13 protein-coding genes and 5 pseudogenes are annotated in these 13,994 nt (G+C 37.0%); 5 read left to right on the top strand and 13 right to left on the bottom strand.

Annotated features, from left to right (window positions below; genetic code table 11):
• Positions 1-10: 10 nt before the first annotated feature.
• A pseudogene (locus YN1551_RS12650) lies at positions 11-1,114 on the bottom strand (glycosyltransferase); the annotation flags it as partial.
• Positions 1,115-1,241: 127 nt separating this feature from the next.
• On the opposite strand from YN1551_RS12650, the gene YN1551_RS12645 reads away from it, so the two are divergent.
• Positions 1,242-2,264 carry a DUF4322 domain-containing protein gene (locus YN1551_RS12645; RefSeq protein WP_012718018.1) on the top strand — a complete coding sequence of 341 codons (1,023 nt, stop codon included), beginning with the start codon at positions 1,242-1,244 and terminating at the stop codon, positions 2,262-2,264.
• A gap of 18 nt (positions 2,265-2,282) precedes the next feature.
• Here YN1551_RS12645 and YN1551_RS12640 read toward each other — a convergent pair.
• Positions 2,283-2,579 (bottom strand): annotated as a pseudogene (locus YN1551_RS12640) (glycosyl transferase family 1); the annotation flags it as partial.
• A gap of 44 nt (positions 2,580-2,623) precedes the next feature.
• Positions 2,624-3,217: a hypothetical protein gene (locus YN1551_RS12635; RefSeq protein ID WP_012718017.1), complete on the bottom strand. Its 594-nt coding sequence runs from the start codon at positions 3,215-3,217 to the stop codon at positions 2,624-2,626.
• Positions 3,218-3,308: 91 nt separating this feature from the next.
• Between YN1551_RS12635 and YN1551_RS12630 the strand changes: the two genes are divergently transcribed.
• From YN1551_RS12630 to YN1551_RS12620, 3 genes and pseudogenes are all read left to right on the top strand, one after another.
• Entirely contained in the window at positions 3,309-4,862 is a 1,554-nt protein-coding gene (locus YN1551_RS12630; protein WP_012718016.1) for an aldehyde dehydrogenase family protein, read from the top strand.
• Between the two features lie 284 nt (positions 4,863-5,146).
• Positions 5,147-6,214 (top strand): annotated as a pseudogene (locus YN1551_RS12625) (IS110 family RNA-guided transposase).
• 542 nt (positions 6,215-6,756) lie between these two features.
• Positions 6,757-7,885: pseudogene (locus YN1551_RS12620) on the top strand (RNA-guided endonuclease TnpB family protein).
• 287 nt (positions 7,886-8,172) lie between these two features.
• Here YN1551_RS12620 and YN1551_RS12615 read toward each other — a convergent pair.
• From YN1551_RS12615 to YN1551_RS16245, 6 genes and pseudogenes are all read right to left on the bottom strand, one after another.
• On the bottom strand, positions 8,173-8,535 hold the full coding sequence (locus tag YN1551_RS12615) for a type II toxin-antitoxin system VapC family toxin (protein WP_012718014.1): 363 nt from the start codon (positions 8,533-8,535) through the stop codon (positions 8,173-8,175).
• A gap of 22 nt (positions 8,536-8,557) precedes the next feature.
• Positions 8,558-8,779 (bottom strand): type II toxin-antitoxin system VapB family antitoxin, encoded by a 222-nt coding sequence (gene vapB / locus YN1551_RS12610; RefSeq protein WP_012718013.1) that lies wholly within the window; start codon positions 8,777-8,779, stop codon positions 8,558-8,560.
• Between the two features lie 929 nt (positions 8,780-9,708).
• Positions 9,709-9,843 (bottom strand): hypothetical protein, encoded by a 135-nt coding sequence (locus YN1551_RS17915; protein WP_012718012.1) that lies wholly within the window; start codon positions 9,841-9,843, stop codon positions 9,709-9,711.
• A 46-nt stretch (positions 9,844-9,889) separates the two neighbouring features.
• On the bottom strand, positions 9,890-10,486 hold the full coding sequence (locus YN1551_RS12600; RefSeq protein ID WP_012718011.1) for an urease accessory protein UreD: 597 nt from the start codon (positions 10,484-10,486) through the stop codon (positions 9,890-9,892).
• Positions 10,483-10,947 carry a GTP-binding protein gene (locus YN1551_RS12595; protein WP_274379013.1) on the bottom strand — a complete coding sequence of 155 codons (465 nt, stop codon included), beginning with the start codon at positions 10,945-10,947 and terminating at the stop codon, positions 10,483-10,485. The genes YN1551_RS12600 and YN1551_RS12595 overlap by 4 nt, the downstream gene beginning before the upstream one ends.
• Before the next feature lie 34 nt (positions 10,948-10,981).
• Positions 10,982-11,302, bottom strand: a pseudogene (locus YN1551_RS16245) (IS110 family transposase); the annotation flags it as partial.
• 138 nt (positions 11,303-11,440) lie between these two features.
• On the opposite strand from YN1551_RS16245, the gene YN1551_RS12585 reads away from it, so the two are divergent.
• Positions 11,441-11,797, top strand: a complete 357-nt coding sequence (locus YN1551_RS12585) for a hypothetical protein (RefSeq protein WP_238527849.1) — start codon at positions 11,441-11,443, stop codon at positions 11,795-11,797.
• Between the two features lie 41 nt (positions 11,798-11,838).
• Here YN1551_RS12585 and YN1551_RS12580 read toward each other — a convergent pair whose 3' ends face one another.
• The 4 genes from YN1551_RS12580 to YN1551_RS12565 all read right to left on the bottom strand — a co-directional run bounded on the left by YN1551_RS12580 (position 11,839) and on the right by YN1551_RS12565 (position 13,954).
• Positions 11,839-12,387 (bottom strand): nucleotidyltransferase family protein, encoded by a 549-nt coding sequence (locus YN1551_RS12580; protein ID WP_012718009.1) that lies wholly within the window; start codon positions 12,385-12,387, stop codon positions 11,839-11,841.
• Complete coding sequence (locus YN1551_RS12575) at positions 12,348-12,635, bottom strand: hypothetical protein (RefSeq protein ID WP_012718008.1); 288 nt, start codon at positions 12,633-12,635, stop codon at positions 12,348-12,350. The genes YN1551_RS12580 and YN1551_RS12575 overlap by 40 nt, the downstream gene beginning before the upstream one ends.
• A gap of 107 nt (positions 12,636-12,742) precedes the next feature.
• Complete coding sequence (locus tag YN1551_RS12570; RefSeq protein WP_187146895.1) at positions 12,743-13,093, bottom strand: hypothetical protein; 351 nt, start codon at positions 13,091-13,093, stop codon at positions 12,743-12,745.
• A gap of 225 nt (positions 13,094-13,318) precedes the next feature.
• A complete protein-coding gene (locus tag YN1551_RS12565) occupies positions 13,319-13,954 on the bottom strand; it encodes a 2,5-diamino-6-(ribosylamino)-4(3H)-pyrimidinone 5'-phosphate reductase (RefSeq protein ID WP_012710613.1) in 636 nt (211 codons plus the stop codon).
• Positions 13,955-13,994 lie beyond the last annotated feature (40 nt).

The raw sequence follows: 13,994 nt of genomic DNA, 5'->3' as shown, positions 1-13,994 counted from the left end.
CACTTAAGATTTAAGGATATCCGTACTCTTTCATGAGCCTATCCATGGCGCAATAGGTCGGAAACGTCTTATAAGCGTTATATCCCACCTCGTAAAATTGACTTAACGCTAACTTGATCTTTTTGAGAAACTCTTCATACTCCTTTTTATCATCGTAAACGTTCAATGGAAGGAGAGTTTCCCTATCTTCACCAAAAAGCCATCCATTATAGCCGTCACTTATTATCTCTGGGACAGCACCATCTCTAGACGCTATAGATGGGACTCCATTAATTCCTGCCTTCATGAAACTAGTACCACTGGCCTCCCAACCGGAGAATGGTGTAAATGTCCATATATCACTGGCCCATATGGCGAGTTTCATTAAATTTGCATCAGCACCCCTTACAAAGATAACATTGTTTTTCATTTCAGAAATTTCCTTTAATCTTCTCTCCATTTCCACAGCAGAATAATCCTTAGGATGAGCTAATCCGCCTATTATAAAGAAAACGTCGTCCTTTAAATCATCAATTAGTCTTAAAATGAAATCTGGTCTCTTATACGCTGTAATCCTCCTTAACCAAGCTATGGTAGGTTTATCAGTATCTTTTCCCAATTTCTTAATAATATCTCTTTTAACTTCCTTCCTCTTTTTGATGAAGTCGTCCAGATCTTTAACGTCATTAAGTAATGGATGTCTCCATCTTGGAATTTCAACTCCATTAGTCACTGCCCTTATTTTATACATGTGTTGAGGAAAAGTTCTACCAACATGTTTTAACATCTTTTTCGATACTACAATACCTTCTATTGACGATGAAAGTCCAATATCTGTCATCACCACGTGATCTAGAGGAAACTCATAACCGAACTCCTTTTTAAACAAATATGAAGGAAAGGTGGGATGGCCCCAAGGTGCAGGTGTATGAATTATAATTCTATAACTGGGGAAATACCTTATGAGTGGAAGGAAGGCTGGACAAGCCTCTTGCATATCAACGTATTTTACCTTATCCCATCCTATTCTTTCGTTAATGTAATTTTCCGCAACCCTAGCTAATAGAAGACATTTATAAAACCTCTCCTCGTCGCTATTCTCCACGTAAAGTTGATCATTAAACTTAGTGTTTAATCCTTAGACCCCAAATTCATTTTACAAAAATAATTGCATTGTATAATTTTTTCTAACCAAGAAAATTTTATAATTAGAGAAAAAGTTAAGGGAGATGTAGTCTGGTATTACTTTAGGGGAGAAACGCTTGACAACACCAGACTACATCTCCCCTAAAATACGAGTACAAATAGAGGAAAAATTATTTTCCATCATAAACTTCAAGGGAAGAAAGGCAGAAGAAGTCAAGAAAACACTTGTAACAGCAGCACTAACAAAAGATTCAGTAGAAAACAAGGCAAAAGAGTTTGGCATATCACCACAAACAGTTAGAAACTACGTGGAAGAACAACCACAAGTAATAGACCAAATGCTAAACGTGATCAAAACGATTTCCGCTAAGGAACTAGGTGGAAGAAAACGTGTAAAAATATCAATAGACTGGACATCAATAGAATACAAGGGAAAACCCGTAGAAGGACTAGGCGGGTCAGAAAAAGGCTACGCGTGGAATTACGCAACAGCAACCACAAGAGTAAAGGGAAAAACACTAATACTAGCATTCACGCGCGTAGAAAAAGGAATGACTAGACTAAAGATAGTTGAAAGCCTAATACAACAAATACTAGCATTGGGCCTAGAAATAGAATTAGTAACACTAGATGCTGGTTTCTATTCAGTGGATGTGATCAACTACTTGTCAAGGTTTAACTTCATCATTGGAGTACCCGTGGGTAAGGTAGGGATACATAGGAATTTTGATGGAGATTATACTGTAAAGTCAAATGGTAAGAAAGCGACATTTAGGCTAATAGTACATCATGGTAGGGGAAAGGAGTACTTGGCAAAGGGGACAAACCTAGACGTAAATAGGAGTATTGTTGTGAAATGGTATGACAAGGTTAGGACGCCAATAGAAACATCATACAAGTTGATTAAGTCTTTCTTAATCTTTACCTCATCAAGGAGTTGGTTATTCCGCTTGTTCATCTTCGTACTAGCAATGTTAATCTATACACTATACTTGCTCCTCAAGGGGACAACGAGCAAGGAAGACTTCCGCTTACTCCTAACTATCTTGCTCTTGCAAGATAATATTACTATTTTGCAAGAATATTTAGTTAAATTATTTTATCCACTTTTTAACTCCCTTGAATTATTTTCGGGGTGATGAATTTGGGGTCTAGGGTAATGGATTAGCAAAGATAGCTTTTGCAGTATTTAAAGTGTAAGCCAAATATTCAACCTTTATTCTTTGACCTCCAAGGGTAATTTCACTTTCCCATTCCTTATTTAAATTAGATAATAGTTCTTTTTGTTTTTCCTCTCCGTTAACGTAGCCTCTTCTGTAAAATAGCGTAATTACTGTATAGTTAATACTTAATCTAGATGCAGCGTAAAATTTATCCCCTTCGAGAATACCTAGGCCTCCAGCGAAATTTTGACCAATGTCCAAGCCAAGCTCAGCTGTAACGCTTACAATCATATCTCTTTGCTTCCTCAATGATAGATTAAAAAACTATTTCCAAATCATATTAGACTTACGCTTATACTTTTCTTACCCTCCACCCTTATCTTATCTCCTTTTTTAACGCTAGTCGGGCCAATAAATACTCCCAAGGAAACGTAACCCTTCATGTACTCCTTAACCTTTTCCTCTGGCTTATATTTTGGCTCACCTTCTCCTACGAACTTATCGTTTATATAAAGCTTAAATGAACCGAAAGGAGGATCAATTTCTGGTCCTACATACAACCTAGCTGCAAAGATATTATCTGCAACAATGTAATGTGAAGGGAGATCCCATGTAGTGAACCTTGGAGCTGGAATTTCCAATCCTAGGAATGTCCTTTTAACTTCGCCGTTTTCAACTAGGGTAACTATCTCAACTTCTAACTTGTGATTTCTAAACCACAATTCTACCGTATTTTCTCTGGTTATCATTGGCTTTGTCAATACTCCTTCCCCGAAACCAGATAATTTGTACCCGCCTAAACCCTCGCTATTTATAAGAATCTCTATAAATTCCTCCTTAACCTTCTTAGCCTCATCTTCAGTTAGGGGAAAGGGTTCTATCTCCTTCCTACTCTTGTATGCGTTAAATAATAACTCAGCTTTTTTCATTAATATTTAACGAGAAAAATTAGATTAAATATTTTTCCTAGTCAGTATGTGAGTGGAATAGTCTTATATCCCTAGCTATCAAATATTACACATGGTATTTGTAAATGAAAAAACTTATCAAAGATATGTAGAGGAGAGAAGGGAGGAGGAATTTCATAAGGAATATGAAAGAGCGTTAGATCATATTGAACTTGGAAAGGAGTATCCTATCTTGATTGGTAAGGACGAAATCAAACTTTCATCCAAGTATATAGTTAAAACTCCAGTTGACACAAGTTTAACTTTCGCAATTACTCAAAAGGATGATGGTAATAATTTACGTAACGCAATAAAGATTGCTAGGGAATCCTTTGATTACTGGCAATACTCAGATTGGAAAGATAGGGTAGAGTTTGCATATAAAGCAGCTGAGGAGTTAAGGAGAAGAAAGTTTGAGTTTGCCGCAATAGTAACTTACGAAAACGGTAAAAACAGATATGAAGCAATAGCAGAAGTAGACGAAACCATTGATTACTTTCTCTATTACGCTAAGCTTTTGGAGGATAATAGGGGATACATAAGACAGATGGAAGGTAGGATATACAAGAATGAAAAAGCATTTTCGGTAATGAGACCTTATGGTACTTGGTTAATAATTTCCCCATTCAACTTTCCATTAGCCATCACTGCAACAATGACTTTAGGAGCACTACTGACTGGAAATACAGTAGTAGTGAAGCCGTCATCAGATACTCCCGTTTCAGCCTATATGCTTGTAACCATTATGAGAAGAGCGGGATTCCCACTTGAAGCAGTAAATTACGTCACAATACCCGGAGAGCTTATAACACCAGCCTTGGATGAGGTTGACGGTTTCGCATTTACGGGTTCTAGGGATGTTGGACACAAATTGCTAAAGACATTTATAAATAGGAAGCCAAGACCAGCTGTTCTCGAATTGGGCGGAAAGAATGCTACAATAATTACCGCAAAGGCCGATTTAAATAAGGCGATTGAAGGTACTTTTAAAGGTGCTTTCGGGTATGGAGGGCAAAAATGCAGTGCGACTTCTAGGGTATTTGTTGAGAGTCCAATATATGACGAGTTCTTGAAGAGACTAAAGGAAAAGGTTGAGAAGACTGTAATAGGCGATCCGAGGAAGAGGGAGACCTTTTTAGGTCCAATAATAAATAAGGGGGCTATTGAGAAGTTTAGAAGATATGTTAAACAAGCGGTTGAAGAGGGTGGTAAAATACTGGTGGGAGGAAGGGTAATTGATGATGAAAAGATCTATCTAGTGGAGCCGACGATAATTGTGGAATTACCATACTCAAGTCCATTGTGGAAGACTGAACTATTCGTACCAATCTTACTAGTAAAGGAGGTCAAAAGCCTTGAACAAGCTGTGAAACTCGCCAACGATGTTGATTATGGTTTGACTGCAGGTATCTTCTCTGATGATCCCAAGGAGATACAATATTTGTTTGACCATATTGAAGCTGGAGTTGTCTATGCTAATAGAACTGCTGGATCTACCACTGGAGCTATGCCGGGAGTACAGCCATTTGGAGGTTGGAAGGATTCGGGTTGGACTGGAAGGAATGCTGGAGGTCCATATTATCTCCTCTCGTTCATAAGAGAACAAGCTAGGACAGTATACGATTAAGGTAAACCTTTTTATTAGTAAACTTTCATATCAATTAGTGAATAAGATGCTTTCAGTATTTTCCAGAGCGACTCATTGATCCTATAATGAACTTCTTGGGATAGTATGTAGTGTTTACTTGTGGCGTAACTTATCCTTAACTTTTAATTACTTCTAATTCCGCCACGGGCACCCCTCCTAAGGGATCATACACTGTCACCCTTAAATCATTGGGGCTGGTCGAGGGAAACGCCTATATAGGTTTATTAGTCGGGGAGAGTAATACTCTCCTCGACTGGGGAAACATGGTCGACGTGAGTTCTGAAGCAAAGTCTTCGGCTACGGGCGTGACTAACCCCTACCGTCGGACTGAACATTGTGATAAAATTCACGAATATAGGTGTGACAAAGAGGTAGGGGTAATAGGAATAGATATATCAAAAGAACATTTAATAACTAGCAGGGGGAGGGTGAGAAGATACGAGAACAGTAAGAAGGGTTATGAGGAAATCCTCAAGATGAAACCTTGCGTAATAGTCCTAGAGCCTACCGGAGTATACGCAATAAGGCCTTCACAATACTTCAAGGAGAAAGGGATAAAAGTACTACAAGTCAGCCCAAACGTGTTATCAGGAGAAAAAGAGCTTAGGGGAAAGAAAACAGATTTTTACGATGCAGAAAAATTAGAAAACATGGTTAACAAGGCTAAGGAGTAAGATTACAACCCCTTAAAGGAAATGACAACACTCTTCCTAAAGGACATAGAGACGAAATACAAGAATAGGTTAAAGAGGGCATAATTCTTAGTAGGTGATAACGATAAGGTAAACAAGGATAGGTTGGAAAGACTTGCGAAAGGAGATTTTACACGAGAAGAGCTCTACCAACTTGAATACACGCCAATAGTGCTTGAGGAGATCAAAATCTTGGCTAAAAACCTCCTTGAGATTCAAGAGAGGTTGAAGGAGGTTAGGAGGATGATTGAAGGGCAAGTTCCTCAAGATCATGTCCTATTGACTATATCAGATGTTGGGAAGCTTGCAGCTGGTATTATTATTGGTATTGTTGGTGATGTTAAGCGTTTTCCTAAACCAGAGTCCTTTGTGGCTTATTGCGGTTTAGATCCCGTAGTTGAGAGGAGTGGAAGAGCTGTAATAAGTAGGGGGATTTCCAAGAGGGGTAATAAGTACTTGCGTAGCTTGTTCTACTTTTTGGCAGTGAGGAATTATTCTAGGAATCCAACCTTATTGAAGTTTTATGAGACACACAAGGATAGGTTGAAAGGTAGGAAGTTGTATGTTGCTTTGGCTAGGAAGTTGGCAAGGGTTGTTTGGAGTGTATGGTATAATAATAGGCCTTATGAGCCTAAATAAGTAAGCCCTCTCCCGAATCGTCACGTGGGTTGAAAGGACCCACGTGGCAATGTTAGCTAGTACTATGCTTGAAGTTTGAGCGAAAGATTTATTACTGAACGCCACTACCCTCCCATCCACACTTTTATCACCCCCAAGAACCTCGTGAGCAGTGCCCGTCATCAGTTGGGAGATCATTAATAAAAAACACATTAGTAATAATATATAAACATAAACTCACATCAAAACGATATTTAGAATTGATTAAAACTAACTAGTAGTTACGTAGAAGCGTTACAGTCTCACTTGTAATAATTGGACTAGCTGTAACGATTAACAAAGAAAGAGAAGAGCGGAAAAACAATATCTTTTTCCCTTGCCTACTTCCTATTTTCACTTAATTTTCTCGTTCACGCCAGACCTAAGCTTCTCTAACCGTTATTAATTGAGACTTTAGCTTCACTGTTTGTTACTAAAATTGGAGGTTAAGGGGGAGGAAAGCCTCCCTAGCGGGGATGGATAGCCCCCTTATATTTAAATACTTCTTTTTCTAAATTTCCTTAATGGATAGGAGGATTAAGGCGATCAGAGCTACTGTTTCTATGAAGATCGCCCTATCTCATTCCCTCCTAGCCCTTGTTAATAACTATGTAAAGGCAATACGCTTCACCCTATTCTGGTTGAAAGAAAATGTTCCAAATCCTAATGAAAAGAAAGTGTTAGGAAAAGTCCATGAGGAGTTGTACACGAGGTTAAGAGAGGAATATAATCTACCATCAAAGGTTGCCGAGGATTGTTATAGGGATGCCCTCTCAGTGTACAAGGGTTGGTACAATAATCCTAAAAAGGGTAGGTTTCCGAGAGTATATAAGCCAACAGTTTGGCTAACTCCTAAAGCAAGTTATAATGTGGACTTCGAAAAAATGACTGTTAGGATTGCTGGTGTCGGAGGGCTACCAATTCTAGGTTATCCTAGGAACTTGAGGGAGTATGTAAACTAGAGGATGAAGGAGGCTAGTGGTTAAGGATGGGAAGGCTTTCCTAAAAGTGGTTTTTGAGAAACCGTTGGAGAATGTTGAGCCAAAGGAAAGTGTTGCTGTTGATATTAACATGAGCGAGATAGTTGTAGGGAAGGACAATACACATTATATTAGGATTTCAACTCGTTTGCACGAGGTTCATCACTGGAAGTCATTGGCTGAAAGCCTACAAGGAAAGTACCCAAAGAGGTGGAGGGAGAATAAGAGGATCCTTCATAGGATTCGTTCTTTCAATCAAAAGGCTAGGAGGATTTCGCTAGAAAAGTGGGGAAGTGGGTTTGTTGAAATTGCTGAAGATTTTGGTGCCAACGTCATCAAGCTAGAGAGTCTCAAGAATCTTGTCAAGAACGTAGATAGATTACCTAAGGAGTTTAGGGATAAGTTGTATCTGATGCAGTATCGTAGGATTCAATATTGGATTGTTTGGCAAGCTAGAAAGCACGGTATTCTAGTTCAGTATGTTAACCCTAGCTATTCTTCTGTTTCGTGTCCTAAGTGTGGTAAAAGGATGGAAGAAAAAGGATATCGTTGGTTTAGGTGTTCATGTGGTTATGAGAATGATCGTGATGTTATTGCAGTTATGAATTTAAACGGGAGGGGGTCTCTGGCCCTCTCGTCTGCCCACCAGATGAGAGATGTAAACCCGAATTGATGGTGGGAACGATGATCCCTCTGGAAGGGGGATCATCGCCCTTTCAGGGCGGTGAGAAAGTCAGCTAAATATATACACTTTTCCCATATTTCAGGGAAAACTTCTTCCCCTTCTTACTGTTATTATTTATTAATAACAAAACACATATTTCTGGTGAATATATTACCCTATTTATCTTGTGATAAACGTTAGTGAAAGCTATAGTCTTCAAAACCTTTGTAAGATCAAGTAACACTATCATATATTATCAGTTAAAATTTTCTTTCCTGCACAATTTAGGTCTTAGTCTAAAATAATTCCGAGTCCACGTATTTTCTTGCAACCTCATATTGCTTTTTATCGCTGGTTAATAATTTACTTCTCTTGCTTTCCGCTAAGGCAATATATAGCGAGTCGTATATAGTCAGTTTTTCCCTTATAGAGATATCTATAGCTCTTTCCAAGAGTTTAACGCTTTTATTTACAGTCAGCAATTGAGGTAGATATTCCTTAATAATCATAATCGCCTTATTGGCATCCTGTAGAGTAATCTCGTTTGTTAACACCACTTTCTTCCAAATAACATTGGAAACTTCTACTAGCGCCAGATCTAGAGTTTCACTATCCTTTAGTAACTCCGTAATTCTATTCCATCCCTTCTCCTTAGTCACGTATTTTGCTATAACTGAAGCATCAATTATTATCCCTATCTTCCCTCACCATTTCCGCACTACTTGAATTAGTTTCCGGCATGGTTGAAAGGATCTCATTAATCCTCTTTAGAATCTCCTCTTTTTTCAATTCCTCAAGCCTTTTCCTTATGAAACCCTCTATCTCTTCATTCCACTTTATGTCGTACTTTTCCATCTCCTCACGTAATTCTTTATCTATCCTTAAACTGTATACCATTTTCATAATATATTTTACGTTTATGGCAAATATAAATCTGTCGATATAGATTGAAGACTGTATCGCAGATTAAAAGAGGAGAGGTGTTACAAAATGAAGAACAAGTTTCGCCTCTTTGAGGCGTGGTAAAGTTTTAATCTTAGTTGAGAGGCACTACGTGCTTCGCCTTTAATAGACTTGAGTTTGCAACCGTAGGAGAATGTCCCAAGCGGAAATAATTGAATAAATCTATGTATAAGTTTGTGGATAATTATTCAAAAGAAAAATAAATTACTGACAAATTTTGAATTTTCTCTTCAACTTAAAGGTGGAGTAATACTCAAAGGGAGCCTGGACCATGTAGTACCCATGCTTATGGAACCGTAGATCGAGTACTACAACAGTCCGGTCACCTACAACGAATTTATCATCGAGGCATAAAACACTTTTGAAAATGAACTACTACATGCTAACCACGTCAAAAGCACTATCATCAATTGACAAGTTCATTTAATATTTACTAATACACTTCCTTTAACGGGATAGTATGGACTTTAGGCTAATTTCTTATGTTGATCTGGCGATGTATTTCTAAATAATTCTTTTAATTCTGGATATTTTGTAAAGAGTATATTGTACATTCTTTTAGTTATTTCTTCCCCATATCTATCTAGTGTAGATATGGTTTGTTTAACAATATTTATGTCACTTTTTGTAAGAGTTTATTTCTTATTTCTTCTATTATATTTCTTCCCCAATTCTTTCTATCTATTAATCAATTAAAAAGGGTTCCTTTCATTATTTCTTATCATCTTTTATTTGTCATTTACAGTTCCCTTATTTTACTGGTAGTTAAAGTAGATATATTAAAAAGCTCTTAATGTATCACTAAAGGCATAATAACATTAAGAGAAAATAAACTATCATGGTTAAAAAGCTCTAATGGAATCATACACTCAATAAGGAAATTTTCTAATCGAAGCCTTTAACATCTTATAAGCTGGTTCCTTACTTAATGGATCTACATGCCAATCCATAATCTCATTTGCCCTTTTCAACGTCTCTTCTATAATCTTTATGTCAATGCTCATTATTATTAGTAATTTAAACGGAGGGACAAAAAGATTTAGACTCAAGTTAAAACCATATTCCCGTTATTTTACTCCACTCCTTAAAGACATCTTTATAACTCAAAATCTCCCTAGTAAACGATGCCAATTCGCCATCCTCAATATAATAAACTGTAAGCAAGGCATCATTACCTATAAGGTCGAGGTAATCCTCATCGTTTACCCTAAACACATCATATGCTATCAAACCGTGTTCAGAATATATCTTAGTAATGGCGTTAATCTTACCCTTAACGAACTTCTCTCCACTTCCTCTTCTACCCAGAATGAAGGCTTCAACAACACTATTCTTACCTTTACTCCTTATTTCAGTGACCATTTCAAAATTGGCATTATTGTAGAATAGAACGGGATGAGGGAAGTAAGAGGAATCCTCCATCTCCATGTTGACACTTATTTTCACATTGGAGCTACTCAAAACCTTAGTATACGCTTGATCAGTGAGTATCTTTCCCCTTACATTAATGTCAAATGTTAACTCGTCGTTATTAGCCAATACTTCTGAGGGGTTAGTTAGTACTATCATCTTATCTCCTATTTGTATAGCGCCTAGAACACCACTGCTCTGTACGACATTATTTCTAATCACTAAGTGACTTTTCAAATTCCTAACTCCTTATCTAAGGTTTTTATAAGCTCGTCAATCCCTTCCATTGTCTTTAGACTCACGAATACTGTTGGCTTGTGCTTTCTGACCTTAACGGCATCTTCCCTCATATTTTCTAGGTTTGCATTTACATAAGGGGCTAGGTCGATCTTATTTATTACTAACAAATCGCTTTCACTAATTCCAAGTCCACCTTTTCCAGGATATTTATCGCCAGCAGAGGTATCTAATATGAATATAGTATAATCAGCTAAGAGCGGGCTGAAAGTTGACATTACGTTATCTCCACCACTTTCGATAAATACCATGTCAATCTCCTTATTCTGAAGTACTTCTAATACTCTTAAATTGAGTGACGGGTCTTCTCTAATTGCTGTGTGAGGGCAACCACCAGTTACTAGACCTAATAAATTCTCTTTTGGGAGCAACTTTTCCTTTTCAACTAATTCCTTGTAAATTACTATTGCGTCATGTGGTGAAACTACGTCATTTTGTTAACTCACTACCCATATTAGCAACTAGTTCTGCAAGCTTTTTAGCATCATTCTTGTCACTCTTCTTACCTCTAAAGTCCTTAAACTTCTTGAGTACTAAGAGATTAATAACCCTAACATCATACTCCTTACCCAAGTATTTAGCCAAGTTAATGTGATAAACTCCATTACTCTCAATACCGACTTTACAACCCTTTTGCAAGACTTGCTTTACTCTCTCAAAACCTTGCCTATCATTAGTAAACTCGTAGAATTTACCTTGGAAATACACGACTAGTTTGTCTTTTGATACATCTATTCCTGCAACTGGGGCCTCCAAATCTTATGTTTTATTCGGGCTTTAAGCCCAACTTCCAGTTCGAATTGGGAGGTAGCCAAGCTAACAACCGAGCTTCACTCCCAGGGGTTAGTACGGCCTACACCCCAGTTAGATCTATATTACAAAGATCTGACTAATATGTTTTATATAAGGGAAAAGGAGTACTTGGCAAAGGGGACAAATCTAGATGTAAATAGGAGTATTGTTGTGAAATGGTATGACAAGGTTATGACGCCAATAGAAACATCATACAAGTTAATCAAGTCTTTCTTAATCTTTACCTCATCAAGGAGTTGGCTATTCCGCTTGTTCATCTTCGTACTAGCAATGTTAATCTATACACTATACTTGCTCCTCAAGGGGACAACGAGCAAGGAAGACTTCCGCTTACTCCTAACTATCTTGCTCTTGCAAGATAATATTACTACTTTGCAAGAATATTTAGTTAAATTATTTTATCCACTTTTTAACTCCCTTGAATTATTTTCGGGGTGATGAATTTGGGGTCTAGGGTTAAATGTAATGTAAGTCCGTAATTAGTTAGAGAGGAGAGTCAAACATAACGCCTTTACGCTATTTTCTTCACATTTCCTCAGGAAATAATCTTCATTAAAGTCGTGTTTTGCTAAAGAATAGATAATTATATCTTTAGCCTTAATCAGATCTTTAACTCCCCTATTTATAGACGCTACTACATAAAGAGTTACTAAATCTTCCGGAGATAATATTGGAACCTCGCCCACTCCTTCAATTCTTACTATTCTTCTCCTCGATATTACCTCGTCATCGAACTTATATTGAGGTGGTTTTACAAGGTCAACCCTTACACCTTTAATAATTATCTTATATTGCCAATGTCCTACGTCATTAGGAAATATTTCATAATGAGATGATATATGTTCTATGAATTCTGCCAATCTTTCGACATCATCTAAATTCGCTATAAAATCTATATCGAGGGTAGTTTCAGGATTAGCGTAAAAGTTTCTTGCAAATCTTCCTATTATAGCAAATTCTGGATAAAACCTTCTTATCTCTTTAATTGCTATTCTAAACGCATTCTTATATTTCCATTCAATTTCCAAAGCTCTACACCCAGACTCAAGGAGAGAATGACATATTCTATTTTAGTTAAATTTATCCTCTTGTCAAAATAATATTCTAAATAATCAGTAATTTCTTGCTTAGTTATTCTATATTCTCTAGCTACTCGAAACAATTCTTCCAATTTTTTAAAATCCTCTTTTCTCCCAAGATAAAATCTCCTAGGCTTCTTTGCTTGTTTATCCCAAAGTGTTATGTAAATGTAATTACCATTAACTTGTAACTTCATTAAGATATACTATGAAATAATAGTATATAAACTAAACTATGAATAGGTATTCACCCGTGGCGTAACTTCTCTTTACTTTTAATTACTTCTAATTCCACCACGAGCACCTATATAGAACGCCCCCTTAAGGGATCATAAACCTTCACCCTTAATTCCTTGGGGCTAGTCGAGGAAAACACCACTACCCTCCCATCCACCTTCTTTACAAGATTAAGGGGAGCAATTGAATCCCTTTCTAACAAAACTTCATCACTCTCCAAATATCTAGCAGTCACCTCGAATATTTTAATACCCCCACTCTCGTGAGCAGTGCCCGTCATCACGTAGGGGTTAAAAACCTTGACTATCATCTCCTTGAACTGCTTATCCTTCTTCAACTTCTTATCATCAAGGGGATTAATGGAGGAAGTGTAAGCCTCAGAAAACTCAACAAGGTCTATTGCTTGAGCCTTTAACATTTCCACGAATTTAACAACACTCCATTGGTGAATCCTTTGCCTAAGCTTAGCACTGATATTGAATAAGAACCTCCTATATTGCTTGTAGAAAGACAGATATTAATTCTAATCAAAGGATTTTGCAATATTTTTCACCAAAATATTTATGTTCTATTGAGTATTCAACATACAATAGATTAGGAGAAAACTTTCGAATAATCGCTAATAATATGATCTAAATATTTTTTATGCCATGTATTTCTGGTACGTAAGATGGACTTCGTTCCTACATTCGCAAATTTTGGCATCAATTAACGTGAGCCTAGGCGAATCCTCACCAATAAACCCATCTCCTTGTGCAAAACTGACTCCATTTCCAAAAATTCTAGGAGAAATTGTTATTCTAATTTCGTCATAAAGATTGTCTCTTATAAACCACCATATTAAATGTCCACCTCCTTCAACCATTAGTCTTTTAACGTTGAAGCTGTTGTATAAGTCCTCTAAAAGGTCATCTAAATGAAGAAATTTCCTAACAATTACTCCTTTCCTATTAAATTCCTCAACTTTTTCACTTTCGTAATTAGAAGTATAGACTATTGTTGAGGGTGGTGTGGTGAATATCTTATATGAAGGGTCTAGATTGAAACTTCTAGTCACCACTACTCTAATGGGGTTTCTCCTATTTTTACTATACTTTACAGTTAATGATGGGTTGTCTACTCTTACCGTATTAGCTCCTACCATTACTGCATCAACCTCACTTCTTATCTCATGTTGTCTTTGCTTATCATAAGGGCAACTTAATTCGCTATAACCAGTTTTCGTTGCGAGTCTACCATCTATTGATAACGTGCTAAATATTATTACATAAGGTCTCATAATCTAAAGGATCTAATTGGAGTAAAAGAGTTTTGTGGAA

Origin of the sequence: Sulfolobus islandicus Y.N.15.51, assembly GCF_000022485.1 — an archaeon.
GTDB lineage: Archaea > Thermoproteota > Thermoprotei_A > Sulfolobales > Sulfolobaceae > Saccharolobus > Saccharolobus islandicus.
Note: the sequence above shows the minus strand (reverse complement) of the source record. Positions and strands in the feature narration are given on the sequence as shown.